The organism is Methylobacterium sp. Leaf93 (assembly GCF_001422345.1).
Taxonomy (GTDB): Bacteria; Pseudomonadota; Alphaproteobacteria; order Rhizobiales; family Beijerinckiaceae; genus Methylobacterium; species Methylobacterium bullatum.
The window spans coordinates 450,450-465,036 of record NZ_LMMS01000026.1 but is presented as its reverse complement, the minus strand read 5'-3'; the positions used below and the strand labels follow the sequence as shown (position 1 = coordinate 465,036).

The 14,587-nt window shown below is 68.7% G+C and carries 13 protein-coding genes; 10 read left to right on the top strand and 3 right to left on the bottom strand.

The features are described from left to right. Positions 1-34 precede the first annotated feature (34 nt). The 10 genes from ribD to ASF26_RS15865 all read left to right on the top strand — a co-directional run bounded on the left by ribD (position 35) and on the right by ASF26_RS15865 (position 11,921). Entirely contained in the window at positions 35-1,123 is a 1,089-nt protein-coding gene (gene ribD / locus ASF26_RS15910; RefSeq protein ID WP_082477668.1) for a bifunctional diaminohydroxyphosphoribosylaminopyrimidine deaminase/5-amino-6-(5-phosphoribosylamino)uracil reductase RibD, read from the top strand. Then, positions 1,124-1,759: a riboflavin synthase gene (locus tag ASF26_RS15905; protein WP_056255762.1), complete on the top strand. Its 636-nt coding sequence runs from the start codon at positions 1,124-1,126 to the stop codon at positions 1,757-1,759. It begins immediately after the preceding gene. Positions 1,760-1,968: 209 nt separating this feature from the next. Beyond that, positions 1,969-2,478 (top strand): 6,7-dimethyl-8-ribityllumazine synthase, encoded by a 510-nt coding sequence (ribH, locus tag ASF26_RS15900; RefSeq protein WP_056255760.1) that lies wholly within the window; start codon positions 1,969-1,971, stop codon positions 2,476-2,478. A 7-nt stretch (positions 2,479-2,485) separates the two neighbouring features. After that, positions 2,486-2,965: a transcription antitermination factor NusB gene (nusB, locus tag ASF26_RS15895; protein WP_056255757.1), complete on the top strand. Its 480-nt coding sequence runs from the start codon at positions 2,486-2,488 to the stop codon at positions 2,963-2,965. Next, positions 2,962-3,969: a thiamine-phosphate kinase gene (gene thiL / locus ASF26_RS15890; protein ID WP_056255755.1), complete on the top strand. Its 1,008-nt coding sequence runs from the start codon at positions 2,962-2,964 to the stop codon at positions 3,967-3,969. Before nusB ends, thiL begins: the two co-directional genes overlap by 4 nt. A gap of 177 nt (positions 3,970-4,146) precedes the next feature. Beyond that, positions 4,147-5,157, top strand: a complete 1,011-nt coding sequence (locus ASF26_RS15885) for a MoxR family ATPase (RefSeq protein ID WP_056255753.1) — start codon at positions 4,147-4,149, stop codon at positions 5,155-5,157. 4 nt (positions 5,158-5,161) lie between these two features. After that, complete coding sequence (locus tag ASF26_RS15880) at positions 5,162-6,076, top strand: DUF58 domain-containing protein (protein WP_056255751.1); 915 nt, start codon at positions 5,162-5,164, stop codon at positions 6,074-6,076. Positions 6,077-6,086: 10 nt separating this feature from the next. Continuing rightward, positions 6,087-8,912, top strand: a complete 2,826-nt coding sequence (locus ASF26_RS15875) for a DUF4159 domain-containing protein (RefSeq protein WP_056255748.1) — start codon at positions 6,087-6,089, stop codon at positions 8,910-8,912. A 325-nt stretch (positions 8,913-9,237) separates the two neighbouring features. Next, on the top strand, positions 9,238-11,322 hold the full coding sequence (locus ASF26_RS15870; RefSeq protein WP_056255747.1) for a hypothetical protein: 2,085 nt from the start codon (positions 9,238-9,240) through the stop codon (positions 11,320-11,322). Positions 11,323-11,420: 98 nt separating this feature from the next. Further along, positions 11,421-11,921, top strand: a complete 501-nt coding sequence (locus ASF26_RS15865; RefSeq protein WP_056255880.1) for a cupin domain-containing protein — start codon at positions 11,421-11,423, stop codon at positions 11,919-11,921. Between the two features lie 108 nt (positions 11,922-12,029). Here ASF26_RS15865 and ASF26_RS15860 read toward each other — a convergent pair whose 3' ends face one another. Genes ASF26_RS15860 through ASF26_RS15850 form a run of 3 tightly spaced genes read right to left on the bottom strand, consistent with a single transcriptional unit; the run spans position 12,030 to position 14,583 of the window. After that, complete coding sequence (locus ASF26_RS15860; protein ID WP_056255744.1) at positions 12,030-12,941, bottom strand: alpha/beta hydrolase; 912 nt, start codon at positions 12,939-12,941, stop codon at positions 12,030-12,032. A 35-nt stretch (positions 12,942-12,976) separates the two neighbouring features. Continuing rightward, on the bottom strand, positions 12,977-13,480 hold the full coding sequence (locus tag ASF26_RS15855) for an N-acetyltransferase (protein ID WP_056255742.1): 504 nt from the start codon (positions 13,478-13,480) through the stop codon (positions 12,977-12,979). Next, positions 13,477-14,583 (bottom strand): microcin C ABC transporter permease YejB, encoded by a 1,107-nt coding sequence (locus tag ASF26_RS15850; protein WP_056255740.1) that lies wholly within the window; start codon positions 14,581-14,583, stop codon positions 13,477-13,479. The genes ASF26_RS15855 and ASF26_RS15850 overlap by 4 nt, the downstream gene beginning before the upstream one ends. Between the last annotated feature and the right edge of the window lie 4 nt (positions 14,584-14,587).

Genomic DNA, 14,587 nt, shown 5'->3' with positions numbered 1-14,587 from the left:
ACCTGAGGCGAACACCGACCAAGATCGTCGCTTCATGCGACTCGCCCTGGCGATGGGCAGGCGAAATCTCGGGCGGACCTGGCCCAATCCGTCAGTCGGTGCGGTTGTGGTCGCGGGGGAGACGGGCAGAGAACGCGTTGTTGCGCAGGGCGTGACGGCTCCAGGGGGACGCCCGCATGCCGAGCCTCTCGTTCTCGCCATGGCCGGCGAGGACGCGCGCGGGGGAACACTTTACGTCACTCTCGAACCCTGCTCACATCATGGAGCCACGCCTCCTTGCGTCGACGCCATCATTGCGTCGGGGATTACCCGCGTCGTCACGGCAATCGAGGATCCGGATTCCCGAGTGGCGGGCAGGGGCCATGCGCGCCTCGCCCAAGCGGGTATCGCCGTGACGCAGAATGTGCTCCGGGACGAGGCCGCAAGAGATCATCGCGGCCATTTCACCCGCGTCACGAAGGGGCGCCCTACCCTGCATCTCAAGCTCGCCCGCACCCAGGACGGCTTCGCCTCTGGCGCGCCGGACGAGCGCCTGCGCATCACCGGTCCCATCGCCGATGGCGCGGTCCATCTGTGGCGCGCCCATGCCGACGCAATTCTCGTCGGCATTGGCACGGCACGAGCGGACGATCCGTCGCTGACCGTCCGGCTGCCCGGCCTGTCCCAACGATCACCGCTGCGCATTGTCCTCGATTCGACGCTGCGTCTGTCGCCGGCCTCGCACCTTGTGCGTAGTGCGCGCGACATCCCGACTCTGGTGATGACGACACGGTCGGCCCCGATCCATGCCAAGCGGATGCTGACATCCTTCGGCGTCGAGACGATCCAGGTGACAGCGTGCTCGAGTGGCCGGATCGACCTGTCTGCCGCCCTCGCACGTCTGGCAGAGCACGGACTGACTCGAATCTGTTGCGAAGGCGGTCCGCACCTTGCCGATTCCCTGGCAGCCGCAGATCTGGTCGACGTCTGCACCCTCGTTACCGGTCCGCGCGCTATCGGTGGAGGGGGCCTGCCGGCCGTTGGTGAGGCGTTGAAGGCCCGCCTGCACGAGCCCAGCTTCGGCGTCACTGAAACTCACGCGTTCGGGCCGGACCGGTCTGTCACCTACGAACGGAGCGTCTAGATGTTCACCGGCCTCGTCAGCGATGTAGGAACGGTCCTCAGCGTCGAGGGGGATGAGCGTCTGCGCCGCATTCGCATCCGATCCTCGTACGATCCGGTGACCATCGCTCTCGGTGCTTCAATCGCATGTTCCGGCCCCTGCCTTACCGTGGTGGCGATCGAGCCAGACACACAGGGTTGTATCTTTTCTGTCGATGCAGCTGCCGAAACTCTCGCGCGCACCACCGTCGTCGGCTGGGCTGAGGGTACGCGGCTTAACCTCGAACGCTCGCTGAAGATTGGCGATGAGCTCGGCGGCCATCTTGTCACCGGGCATGTGGACGGAGTGGCAGAGATTGTAGCCAGCGAGAGCGTGACCGGTGGCACCGGCGATCCGCAATGGTCGCCGAGCGACCGTTTTCTCCTGCGCGGACCGTCGTCCGTGTCGCGTTTCATCGCGGAGAAGGGGTCGGTCTGCCTCGACGGCACGTCGCTCACCGTCAATTCCATCGATGGCGACCATTTCTCGGTCCTTCTCATCCCCCACACCCTGGAGGTGACGACCTGGGGTGAGCGCCGAATCGGCGACCGGCTAAATCTCGAGGTCGACCTCATCGCCCGCTACGCGGCCCGGCTGTTCGAGAAGCGTGCCTCATGATGCGCTATCTTGTGATACCGCACCCTTCGGTTTATCGCTCGCCGAGCGACCGCCAAGTCGCCGACCTACGTTCCTAACGCGGTCGGTCGTAAGATTTCGAACCGGGCCAACCCGGTCGTACTGGGTGGTGACGCCAACGATCCGCGCTCGAGGCTCACTCGTCACGTCGGTGCCGATGTAGCCCTCCGCCACTACAGACAAGGCCCACGATGGTTTCGCCCTCACCAGCCGTTCGCCCGGCCCCCCCTACGAACGTAAAGGGCGCGCGTGTCCTCGTGGTGGAAGCGCGCTACTACGACGACATCTCCGATGAACTCCTCGCTGGCGCGCAGAATGCGCTCGACGCGGCGGAAGCGGAGGGTGTCGTCGTGACAGTGCCGGGTGCTCTCGAGATTCCCGCAGCCATCGCGATCCTGGTGGAGGAGGCAGCTCGCGCGGGGCAGCCGTATGACGCCGCCGTCGCCCTTGGCTGCGTCATTCGTGGTGAAACCGGCCATTACGACATCGTGGCAACCGAGAGCGCGCGAGCACTCATGGATTTGTCGGTGATTGGGCGACTGCCCCTCGGCAACGGCATTCTGACGGTGGAAACGATGGAGCAGGCCCTCGCCCGCGCTCGCGTTTCCGACCTGAATAAGGGGGCAGGCGCCGCGGATGCGGCCTTGGCCGTGCTGGCGCTGAAACGCGCTGCAGCCGCCGCACCCGTGGGAGAGGATTGAGAAGCCCATGGCCAAGACGATCGAGCGCAGCGGCGCACGCCTCACCGTTGTGCAGGCGCTCTACGAGATGGAAATTTCCGATAAGGGCGTCATCGAAGCGCTCGCCGAGTTCGAAGCCTATTGGATCGGCCGTGACATTGATGGCATCGAGCAGCCGCCCGCGGAGATCGCTTTCTTCCGCGATCTGCTGCGTGGCGTCGTCGAGGAGCAGCGCGCCATCGATCCTCAACTGGACAAGGTCCTGTCCAGCGGCTGGCCTCTGAAGCGCATCGAGGCGGTTTTGCGCGCCATCCTCCGTGCCGGAGCCTACGAAATCATGTTCCGCAAGGACGTGCCGGCACGTGCCGCGATCTCGGAATATGTCGATGTGGCTCACAGCTTCTATGCCGGCGATGAGCCCGGCATGGTCAACGCCGTCCTCGACAAGGTAGCCCGCGAGGTTCGTGGATCGGAATTCGCCGGGCTTCCCGGTTCCGGGCGCGCTTGAAGACAAATCCCCCCGCTTCCCGCCCCACGGAGGACGGGCTGATCGCACGCTACTTCGCGCCGTTGGCGGGGCACGGTGCCGATGGGTTGCGCGACGACGCCGCCACCCTGGCGCCGAGTCCCGGATGCGATCTCGTCCTGACCGCCGACGCGATCGTTGAGGGCGTCCATTGTCTTCCCGATGATCCCCCTGCCTCGATTGCGCGCAAGGTGCTTGGGGTGAACCTGTCCGACATCGCGGCGAAGGGGGCTACGCCGCGCGGGTTCCTCCTAACCCTCGCCTTGCCCGACGATTGGACCGAAGACTGGCTTGCCGGCTTCGCCACTGGCCTGAGCGAGGCGGCAATGGCGTTCGGCTGCCCACTCCTCGGAGGCGATACCGTCCGCTCGGCCGGTCCCGCCCTCATCGGGGTCACCGCCATCGGCGAGGTATCGCACGGCGGTATGGTCCGGCGGATGACGGCCGAGATTGGCGATATCCTCTGCGTCAGTGGCACGATCGGTGATGCGGCCCTTGGCTTGCGGCTCCTCGACGGCTCCATGCCGAAATGGGGCGAGCGCCTCGGATCGGCAGCGCGCGGCGTTCTCATCGACCGCTACCGCCATCCCAGGCCGCGTATTTCCCTGGCGCGGAGCCTACGCCGCCATGCACGTGCTGCGATGGACGTGTCGGACGGACTCGCCGGCGATCTGACGAAGATGCTGGCGGGTGGTGGCCGTAGCGCCGAGATCATCCTCTCGGACGTACCGCTGTCCGATTCCGCTCGGGAAGCGCTCGCTCTCGACCCTGGGCTCATCCACACCATCGTCACCGGTGGCGACGATTACGAGATCCTCTGCGCCGTGCCGCCGAACCAGGTCGACGCCTTCATCGACGAGAGCCTTGCTGTCGGCATCCCGCTCACACGGATAGGGACTGTGGTGACCGGCGATCGGGCGCCGGTTTTCCGTCGGTCGGACGGCAGCGAACACGCCTTCACCACGCGGTCGTTCAGCCATTTCTGATCGCTCGGAGCCTGGCGGAAAGAGCGCCAATATCCGGCAAAACGCCTGCGTCGTCGCGTCGACCTTGCCAGCGTCTGGAAAAGAACGCCACACTCCCTCCCAAAGTCGCCGTCAGGCTACAGGCATGTGCTGCTTTGATCCGGTCTACCGGCTGAGCGGCAAACCGGGATCGAACGCATGACTTCAGGCTCCACGCCGGCCACGGCCACCTCCCTCGACGACGGCATCGTTGCTACGGCAGAGGCGTGTCTCGGTCAGGTGGGACAGGCCCGCGACGCGATCCACAAGGTCATCTTCGGCCAGGAAAAGGTGGTCGACCTCGCCCTCATCACCATCCTGGCGGGCGGCCACGGCTTGCTCGTCGGACTGCCGGGTCTCGCCAAGACCAAGCTCGTCGAGACACTCGGCACGGTGCTCGGCCTCGATGCGCGACGCGTACAGTTCACCCCCGACTTGATGCCCTCCGACATCCTCGGCACCGAGATCCTCGACGAGGACCAGGACCGCCGCCGTTCGTTCCGCTTCGTGCGCGGCCCGGTCTTCACGCAATTGCTGATGGCGGACGAGATCAACCGGGCGAGTCCGCGCACCCAATCCGCCCTGCTGCAGGCGATGCAGGAGAATTTCGTCTCGGTGGCGGGCGAACGCCACGACCTGCCGCGCCCGTTCCATGTGCTTGCGACGCAGAATCCCATCGAGCAGGAGGGCACTTACCCGCTCCCGGAGGCGCAGCTCGACCGTTTCCTGCTCGAGATCGATGTCGGCTATCCCGATCGCGCCGCCGAGCGCCGGATCCTCATCGAGACCACGGGCGTCGGTGACCATACCCCGCAGGCGGTGATGTCCACGGAGGCGCTTCTCACTGCGCAGCGCCTCGTGCGCCGCCTGCCCGTGGGCGATGCGGTGGTGGATGCGATCCTCGACCTCGTTCGCTCCGCGCGGCCGGAAGGGGGCGATCCGTCTTTGAAGGGCAAGCTCCTGTGGGGGCCGGGTCCTCGCGCCAGCCAGGCGCTGACTCTGGCGGTGCGCGCCCGCGCCTTGATCGAAGGCCGCGTGGCACCCTCGGTCGCCGACGTGAAGGCGCTGGCGGAGCCCGTGCTCAAGCACCGTATGGCCTTGAGCTTCGCGGCCCGCGCCGACGGCGAGACCGTGCCGGGGATCATCGCTCAGCTGGCCGCAAAGCTTTAGCCGGATGATCGCCACCCGGGTTCTCGACGCGGCCCAGCGCGCTCCTGGGCGACACGAGACCGAAGGCGCGCTGTCCCTCGCCGAGCGGATGCCGCGTCTGATCCTCGAATCGCGACGCGTATCCTCAACGCTCGCGCATGGCCTGCACGGCAGACGCCGGGCAGGGCAGGGGGAGAGCTTCTGGCAGTTCCGGCCCTTCGTGGCCGGCGAAGCGGCGGCGCGGGTGGATTGGCGCCGCTCGGCCCGCGACGACCGGCTCTATGTGCGCGAGCGCGAATGGGAGGCGACCCACAACATCTGGTTCTGGATCGACCGTTCCGCCTCCATGGGGTTCTCGTCCAGCCTCGGGCAGGGGCCGAAGGTCGAGCGCGCCCTCGTGCTCGGCCTCGCCGTGGCCGATGCCCTGGTCGAGGGGGGCGAGCGGGCGGGGCTTTTGGGTCTCACCAGAGCCACTGCCTCCCGCCGGATCGTCGAGACCATGGCGCAGGCTCTGGTGGCCGACAAAGCCGGCCTTAAGCAGGACATGCCGCCGCGCGCCACGCCGGGCCGCTTCGACGAGGCGATCCTCGTCAGCGATTTTCTCTCGCCGTTGGAACAGGTTAGAGAGTCTGTGGGCTCGCTGGCGGGCTCCGGCACGAGAGGTCATCTCGTCATGGTTGTCGACCCGGTGGAGGAGACCTTTCCCTTCGCCGGCCAGGCCGTACTGCACGATCCCGAGACCAAGACGAGCCTCGATATCGGCGACGCGGCGGCGTGGGGGGCTGCCTATCGCACCCGGATCGCCGCGCATCGGGATGGCCTTTCCGAGATCGTCCGGGCCCAGGGCTGGACCCTGACGATCCACCGCACCGACCGGCCGGCGAGCGAGGCGGCCCTGCGGCTCCTCACGCTGGTCGCCGCCGCGCGCGGCACGGGGTGAGGAGCAGCGCATGTTCGGATTGCCCCTGACTTTCGCTGCGCCGCTGGCGCTCGCGGCGCTTATCGCATTGCCGGCATTGTGGTATTTGCTGCGGGTAACGCCGCCGCGGCCGCAGCGGATCGAGTTTCCGCCCCTGCGGATCATGGCCGACCTGCTGGCCAAGCGCGAGACTCCGGCGCGGACGCCGCCCTGGCTGCTGATCCTCCGGATGATCGCCGCGGCCTGCCTGATCCTCGCCGTGTCGGGACCGGTCTGGAACCCGTCGGGTACCGGCGCGACATCGGGGCGGACGCCGCTCATCGTCATGATCGATAACGGGTTTTCCGCCGCGCATGACTGGCGCGAGCGCATGCGCGCCGCCACCAACGAGGTCGAGGCCGCCTCACGGGACGGTCGCCCCGTGGCGGTGCTCGCCCTGGCCGATGCCCCTGCCGCCCTGGAGGCGAAGACGCCCGCCGCCGCTTTGGACCGGCTCCGGGCCATCGCGCCGCGCTCGCATCTACCGCAACGCGACGTCCATTTGACCGCCATCGGAGGCTTCTTCGACCGCCATCCGACGGCTGCTTTGGTGTGGATCACCGATGGCGTCATGGCGGTCGCATCCGACGGGTTCGGCAAGGGCCTGTCCGACGTCCTAAACAAGTCCGGCGCCCGTCTGACCATCCTGCGCGCCGACCGGCCCCCGGCCCTGGCGCTCGCCGCGGCCGAGAGTGGAGGCAAGCTCACCGCCCATGTGCTGCGCGCCTCGGCCAATGGCCGCGATGCCGGCCTCGTTCGCGCCCTGGACCAGAAGGGCCTGCCCCTGGCCGAGCACGATTTCCGCTTCGCCGACGGGGCCACCGAAACCGAGGTCACGTTCGAGCTTCCGGTGGAGCTCCGCAACGGCATCAGCCGGCTGGAGATCGCCGCCGAGCGCTCGGCCGGCGCGGTGACGCTGATGGACGAGCGCGGCAAGCGCCGTCGGGTCGGCCTGGTCTTCGGCGGCACCAACGATCAGGCCCAGCCGCTCCTGGCCCCGACCTACTATCTCTCCCGTGCCCTGACGCCCTTCGCCGACGTGCAGGAAGCGCGTGGGGCCAAGGGGGTCGCCGAATCGGTCGGGCAACTCCTCGACAATCAGGTCTCGGTGCTGGTGCTCGCCGATGTGGGCGCCCTCGACGAGGCGACCATGCGCCGGGTGGCCACCTTCGTAGACGAGGGCGGCCTGTTGCTGCGCTTCGCCGGGCCGCGCTTGGCGGCCGGCAACGACACCCTGGTCCCCGTGCGCCTGCGCCGGGGCGGCCGGACACTGGGCGGCACCCTGTCCTGGGACAGCCCCAAGACGCTCGCCGCCTTTGCCCCGGAGAGTCCGTTTGCCGGGCTGGTCCCCCCGGCCGATATCGGGGTGCGCCGCCAGATCCTCGCGGAGCCGGACGGTGACTTGCCGAGCCGGACCTGGGCCTCCCTGGAAGACGGCACGCCCATCGTCACCGCCGAGAAGCGCGGCAAGGGGCAGATCGTACTGTTCCACGTCACCGCCGACACGACCTGGTCGAACTTGCCGCTGTCGGGCCTGTTCATCGACATGCTGCGCCGGGTCGTCGCCCTGTCGGGCAGCGCGTCTCCGAATGGAGGGGAGGGTTCGACCCGGCCCGCCGCCGCCGTGCTCGCGCCCCGCCTCACCCTCGACGGTTTCGGGGCGCTGGGCAGCCCGCCCGCCGGCGCCACGGCGGTGCCGGATGATTATGGCGTGCGCGCCAGCCTCGAACACCCGGCCGGGTTCTATGGCCCCGCCGACGGCGGCGTCGCCGTGAACGCGCTGAGGCCCGACGACCGCCTCAAACCCCTCGACCTGTCGGCCTTCGCGGACGCCCGCACCGGTTCGCTCACCGGCGGGGACACCCTCGACTTGCGCGCCACGCTGTTTACCGTGGCGCTGATGCTCCTGATCCTCGACACCCTCGCCGGCCTCTGGCTCGGCGGCCTCTTCAACCGGTCGCGCGGGGGGCTGTTCGGACGTTTCGCCGGACGGGCGGCGGTGGCGCTTCTGGTCGCCGGGATCGGCGTCGCCGGGCTTTCGGACGCCGCCCGCGCGCAGGAGACCGCGCGGCCGACCACGTTCGATTCGGCCCTCGCCACCCGTCTGGCCTATGTCGTCACCGGCGACGAGGCGACGGATACGGCCAGCCGCGCCGGGCTCAGCGGCCTGACCCAGATGCTGGCGAGCCGCACCGCCCTGGAGCCGGGCGACCCGATCGGCATCGATCCGGGCAAGGACGAGCTCGCCTTCTACCCGATCATCTACTGGCCCATCGTCGCCAGCCGCCCCCAGCCGAGCGAGGCAGCGATCCGCCGGATCGACGCGTTCATGCGCAACGGCGGGACAGTCCTGTTCGATACCCGCGACGCGCTCACCGCGCGGCCGGGCGGCCCACCCACCCCGGAGGGAGCCTATCTGCGCAAGATGCTCTCCACCCTGGAAGTGCCGGAACTGGAACCCGTCCCGGCCGATCACGTGCTCACCAAGGCCTTCTACCTCGTAGACAATTTCCCCGGCCGCTACGCCACCGGCCAGACATGGGTCGAGACCCTGCCGCCGGCCGGCGACGGGGCCGAACGCCGCCCCGCGCGGGCCGGCGACGGCGTTTCCCCCATCGTCATTACGGGCAACGACCTCGCCGCCGCCTGGGCGGTGGGCAAGCGCGGCGAAGCGCTCTACCCCATCGTCGGCGGCGACCAGCGCCAGCGCGAGATGTCGTTTCGTGGCGGCATCAACCTCGTGATCTACACCCTCACCGGCAACTACAAGGCGGATCAGGTCCACGTTCCGGCCCTGCTGGAGCGGTTGGGGCAGTGATGAGCTCTCAGACGACGTATCCGGACGGGCTCGTCCCTCCCCCCTCTGCGGGGGAGGGTGGTCGCGGAGCGACCGGGAGAGGGGGCGACCTCTCCGGAGATGGACCACACCTCACCCCAACCCTCTCCTTTCAAATAACCATGAGCGATATCCATCCCTCCAACCTCATCCTGAGGCGCCGAGGCGCAGCGGAGGCCTCGAAGGAGCCCTCCAGTCAGCCCTGCGAGAACTGGAAGCCTCCTTCGAGGCCCGCTTTGCGGGCACCTCAGGATGAGGTGGTTGGGTTGGAGACCAGGGGAAGCCGAAACTCGGAGGCCGCTTGCCCATGCTGAGCCTCAGCTTCACCCCCCTCATCCCGTGGCCGATCATCGCGGGCTTGGGCGTTCTGGTGACGATCTTCGTCGTCCTCGCTTTCGTGGCGCGGGGCCGCACGGCGATCCTGCGGGCGCTGGCCCTCGGGCTCGTGCTGCTGGCCATCGCCAACCCGTCCCTGGTGCGCGAGGACCGCGAGCCGGTGAAGGACATCGCGGCCATCGTCGTCGACCGGTCCGGATCGCAAAGTCTCGGTGACCGTCCGGCCATGACCGATACGGTCCGGGCCGAGTTGCAGCGGCGCTTCGGCGCGCTCACCAACATCGAGCCGCGTTTCATCGACGTGCCCGACGCCAAGGACGGGGACGACGGCACCAAGCTGTTCACGGCCCTGTCCCAGGGCCTCGCCGACGTTCCGCCGGACCGGCTCGCCGGGGTTGTGATGCTCACGGACGGCGTCGTCCACGACATCCCGGCCTCCGTCGCGGCGCTCGGCATCAAGGCACCGCTCCACGTCCTCGTCACCGGCCATCCCGACGAGCGCGACCGGCAGATCAAGCTGATCGAGGCGCCGCGCTTCGGCATCGTCGGGCGCGACCTCACCATCCGCGCCGAGGTGATGGAGCGGGGCGGCACCGGCAGCGCCACCGTCACCGTGCGCCGCGACGGCGAGGAGATCGGGCGCCGCACCTTCCCCACCGGCCAGCCGTTCTCGCTCACCACCAAGATCGAGCATGGCGGTCCCAACGTCGTGGAGATCGAGGTCGAGCCGCTGCCCGGCGAGTTGACGACGATCAACAACCGCGCCGTCCTGCCCATCGAGGGCATTCGCGAGAAGCTGCGCGTACTCCTCGTCTCGGGCGAGCCGCACCAGGGCGAGCGGACCTGGCGCAACCTGCTGAAATCCGACGCCAACGTCGATCTCGTCCACTTCACCATCCTGCGCCCGCCGGAGAAGCAGGACGGCACGCCGATCTCGGAACTCTCGCTCATCGCCTTCCCGACCCGCGAGCTGTTCGTCCAGAAGATCAAGGATTTCGACCTCATCATCTTCGACCGCTACGCCAACCAGAGCGTGCTGCCCTCGGCCTATTTCGACAACATCGTCCGCTACGTCCGGGATGGCGGTGCGCTGCTCATCGCGGCGGGGCCGGAATTCGCCTCCTCGGCGAGCCTCGCCCGCACGCGGCTCTCGCAGATCCTGCCCGGCGAACCCAATGGCCGCGTGGTGGAGCAGCCCTACAAGGCGGCGCTGACGGGCACCGGTACCCGCCACCCCGTCACCCGAGCCCTGCCCGGATCGGAGGCGTCTCCCCCGGCCTGGGGTGATTGGCTGCGCATCGTCTCCGCCCAGACGAAGCCCGGCGTCCAGCCGATCCTGCAGGGTCCGAACGCCCTGCCGCTTCTCGCCCTTTCGCGAGAGGACAAGGGCCGTGTCGCCCTTCTGCTTTCCGACCACGCCTGGCTTTGGGCGCGGGGCTACCAGGAAGGCGGCCCTTATCTCGACCTGCTGCGCCGCCTCGGCCATTGGCTGATGAAGGAGCCGGCCCTCGAGGAAGAGGCCTTGCGGGCGCAGACGACGGGGCATGGCCGCGAAATCCGCGTCGAGCGCCAGACCATGGCCGAGACCACCGAGCCCGTCACCGTGAAGGGGCCGACCGGACCGGAGCGGGTGCTCACCCTCACCGCCGGGGAGCCCGGCCTGTTCAGCACGACTTTCGAGGCCACGGAACTTGGGCTGCACACCCTGCGCTCCGGCTCGCTCATCGCCTTCGTTAGCGTCGGGCCGCCGAACCCGCGCGAACTCACCGACGTGTTCAGCGATACCGAGCGGCTCAAGGCTGTGGCCGACGGAACCGGCGGATCGATCCGGCGGATCGCCGATGCCGGCGGCGGCACGGTGGTCCCGCGCCTGCAATCGGTGCGCAGCGGCCGGCTCGCCGGCGCCGACTGGATCGGCTTCCGCCCCAGCGACAGCGCCGTGATCCGGGGCGTCGAGGTCTATCCCCTGGCGCTGGGCCTGTGGGCGCTGGTGGCGCTCGCCGGGGCGGTGCTGGCGATGTGGCTGGTGGAGGGGCGGCGCGGGCGGGCTGCCTGATGCCTTCGGCGCCGAGGTCGTCGGAGCGGCACCGTGCCGCGCTGCCCGGCGGACGTCTCTCCTCCATCTTCGCTGCGACAAAGTGGGAGGACGGATCGATGACACCGGGCATCCGCACGCTGACCGCATTCACCATCCTGGCCCTCGGCTTCGGGGCCGCACAGGCCGCCGAGGACGGGGGGCACGGCATGGTGACGTTCCGAGACGCTGCGGCGGTGCCCTATCAGGCCGGACCCGCGAATCTTCCGAAGGGAACGCAGATCAGCGCCGTGGCCGGCGACGCAGCCAAGGCCGGACCTTTCGTGCTGCGCCTGAAGTTTCCGGCGAACACGGTGATCGCGCCTCATACCCATTCGAAGCCGGAGACGCTGACCATCCTCTCCGGCTCGATCCATCACGCCCATGGTGCAACGCTCGACAGGTCGGCCGGTCAGCTGCTGAAGACGGGCGGCTTCGTCTACCTGCCTGAAGACATGCCTCATTCTCTCTGGACCACGGACGAACCGGTCGAGTTGCAAGTCAACGGGACGGGACCGTTCGGGCTGAACTACATTGATCCGAAGGACGACCCGAGCCGGACGGCCGAGGCCGGGCGGTAACGGCGCGGCTGGACACCGACGCCTCGCGGCAGCGAGGATGGGCGGCCGCGATGCGCGGGGGAGCAGGCCGGGTCCACGGGGAACGCCGCGGCGCGCCTCACCCGGCCCTCACGGTGGGCCACTCTCTCCCGCCAAACGTCCGAAGAACCGCGCGATCTCCGCCGCCGCCGCATCGGGCGCCTCGCGGTGCGGGAAATGGCCGACTCCCTCGAACGGGGCGAGGTCGAGATCGGCGAACGTGTCCCCGAGACGATCGGTCCAGGCATAGGGGAAGAGCGGGTCGCGCGTGCCCCAGCGGATGCAGGTCGGCACGGTGATCGGCGCCAGCGCGGGCGCTTCGCCCCGGATCATGGCGAGACGCCCCTCCTGCGCGCTGACGTACCAGTTGAAGCCGCCCTGCAGGTTGTCGGCGGCCATGAAATTATCGACGAACGACTCCAGCACGTCATCGAAGGCGGCCGGGTTCCCGCCGGCCCAGTGGCGCAGGAAATGGCCGATGTACAGTCGGCAGGACTCGGACGACGCGCCGACCGTGGCGGCGGCGAACGGCTTGACGTGGAAGGACTGGTACCAGATCTCGGCGAGCATCTCCGGAGCCGCTAGGCGCGGGCCGATGCCGGGATAGGGGCAATCGAAGAAGAACAGGCCGGTGAGGCGCTCCGGGATGCGACGCCCGAGCGCCTGCCCGACATAGGCGCCCACATCGTGGCCGACGAACCCGGCGCGCGCGATCCCGAGGGCGTCGAGCAGCCCGACGACATCCGCCGCGTGGACCTCCGCCCCGGCCCGGTCCGACGGCCCGGCATCGGGCTTCTCGCTCGCGCCGAAACCTCTCAGGTCGGGAACGATCAGCTCGAACCGGTCGGCGAGGCGCCGCATCACCGGCTCCCAGGTGAGCCAGAATTCCGGCCAGCCATGGAGCAGGACCAGGGGCCGTCCATGGCCGGCGGACGCCACATGCAGGGTGACGCCGTTCACCGCGATGGTCCGGTGTCTGATGGAGAGGTTGGATTCCGTCATTCGTCGCTCCCGCGCCGCCGCTCGGCACCTGTCGGTCAACGCGGACGAACGGCTTTCACGTTCCCCGACACGGTGTCGAGGGCGCCGGGGCGGAGCTCGAGCCAGAGGAAGCGGGCGGGATCGACGGGTCCCGGCGGCAGCAGGCGGCCGGGCGGCACGGGGGCGAAGCCGAAGCGGCGGTAATAGGGCGCATCACCCACGAGAACCACGACGCCGTGGCCGCTGGCCCGCGCGGCATCGAGGCTCGCCCGCATCAGCGATCCGCCGATGCCGCGCCCCTCGAAGCTCGGATCGACGGTGAGCGGCCCGAGCACGAGGAGCAGCCCGCCCGCCTGCGCCGGAGCGATGCGGACCGACCCGACGAGGTAGGTGCCAACCAGCGCGGTGAAGCAGAGATCGGCCATCGGCACGGTGCCTTCGCGCAGGCGATAGGCGGTGCGGGCAAAGCGTCCCGGCCCGAAGGCGCGGGCATGGAGGCGGTCGACGGCGTCGGCATCGCCCGGGCGCTCGGGCCGGATGACGAGGGTCAGGCTGGTCATGTGGCCCGGGCGGAGAAGTCGATGCGCGGGTCGATCCAAGTATAGATCAGGTCGGAGAGCAGGTTCACCGCCAGCCCCATCAGCGAGAAGATGTAGAGCGTGGCGAAGACGATGGGGTAGTCGCGCCCGACAATGGCGGTGAAGGACAGGAGCCCGAGCCCGTCGAGGGAGAAGATCGTCTCGATCAGCAGGGAGCCTGCGAAGAAAGCCGAGATGAAGGCGCCGGGAAAGCCCGCCACCACGATCAGCATGGCGTTGCGGAACACGTGGCCGTAGAGCACCCGCCGCTCGGTGAGGCCCTTCATCCGCGCCGTCATCACGTATTGCTTGCGGATCTCATCGAGGAACGAGTTCTTGGTGAGCAGCGTCGAGGTGGCGAAGGCGCCGAGCACCAAGGCGGTGAGCGGCAGCGTCATGTGCCAGGCGTAGTCGACGATCTTGCCCCAGAGGGTGAAATTCTCCCAGCCCTCGCTGGTGAGGCCGCGAATCGGGAACACCTGCAGGAACGAGCCGCCGGCGAAGAGGATGATGAGGGCGATGCCGAACAGGAAGTTCGGGATGGCGTAGCCGACGATGACGATGCTGGAGGTCCACAGGTCGAAGCGCGAGCCGTCCTTCACCGCCTTGCGGATGCCGAGCGGAATCGAGATCGCGTAGGACAGCAGCGTCATCCACAGGCCGAGCGAGATCGAGACCGGCAGCCGCTCGCGGATCAGTTGCAGCACCGAGACATCGCGAAAGTAGCTCTTGCCGAAATCAAAGGTGGCGTAGTCCCACAGCATCTTGGCGAAGCGCTCGGGGGCCGGCTTGTCGAAGCCGAATTGCTGTTCGAGCTTCTTGATGAAGGCCGGGTCGAGCCCCTGCGCGCCGCGATAGCGCGAACTTGCCTCCGAACCGCTCCCCGCGCTGCGCCCGCCGCCTCCGAGGTCGCCGGCGCCTCCCGTGACGCGGGACAGGCTGCCCTCGCTCTGGCCCTGCAACTGCGCCAGCACGCGCTCCACCGGGCCGCCGGGGGCGAATTGCACGATGACGAAGGTGATGAGCATGATCCCGAAGATCGTCGGGACCATGAGGGCGATGCGGCGCAGGATGTAGGCGAGCACGTGT

Bases quoted from the DNA above. Each gene is read 5' to 3' on its own strand.
- ribD (WP_082477668.1), top strand. From the start codon at position 35: ATGCGACTCGCCCTGGCGATGGGCAGGCGAAATCTCGGGCGGACCTGG.
- ASF26_RS15905 (WP_056255762.1), top strand. From the start codon at position 1,124: ATGTTCACCGGCCTCGTCAGCGATGTAGGAACGGTCCTCAGCGTCGAG.
- ASF26_RS15860 (WP_056255744.1), bottom strand. From the start codon at position 12,941: ATGACGGAATCCAACCTCTCCATCAGACACCGGACCATCGCGGTGAAC.
- ASF26_RS15855 (WP_056255742.1), bottom strand. From the start codon at position 13,480: ATGACCAGCCTGACCCTCGTCATCCGGCCCGAGCGCCCGGGCGATGCC.
- ASF26_RS15875 (WP_056255748.1), top strand. From the start codon at position 6,087: ATGTTCGGATTGCCCCTGACTTTCGCTGCGCCGCTGGCGCTCGCGGCG.
- nusB (WP_056255757.1), top strand. From the start codon at position 2,486: ATGGCCAAGACGATCGAGCGCAGCGGCGCACGCCTCACCGTTGTGCAG.
- ASF26_RS15870 (WP_056255747.1), top strand. From the start codon at position 9,238: ATGCTGAGCCTCAGCTTCACCCCCCTCATCCCGTGGCCGATCATCGCG.
- ASF26_RS15880 (WP_056255751.1), top strand. From the start codon at position 5,162: ATGATCGCCACCCGGGTTCTCGACGCGGCCCAGCGCGCTCCTGGGCGA.
- ASF26_RS15885 (WP_056255753.1), top strand. From the start codon at position 4,147: ATGACTTCAGGCTCCACGCCGGCCACGGCCACCTCCCTCGACGACGGC.
- ASF26_RS15865 (WP_056255880.1), top strand. From the start codon at position 11,421: ATGACACCGGGCATCCGCACGCTGACCGCATTCACCATCCTGGCCCTC.
- ribH (WP_056255760.1), top strand. From the start codon at position 1,969: ATGGTTTCGCCCTCACCAGCCGTTCGCCCGGCCCCCCCTACGAACGTA.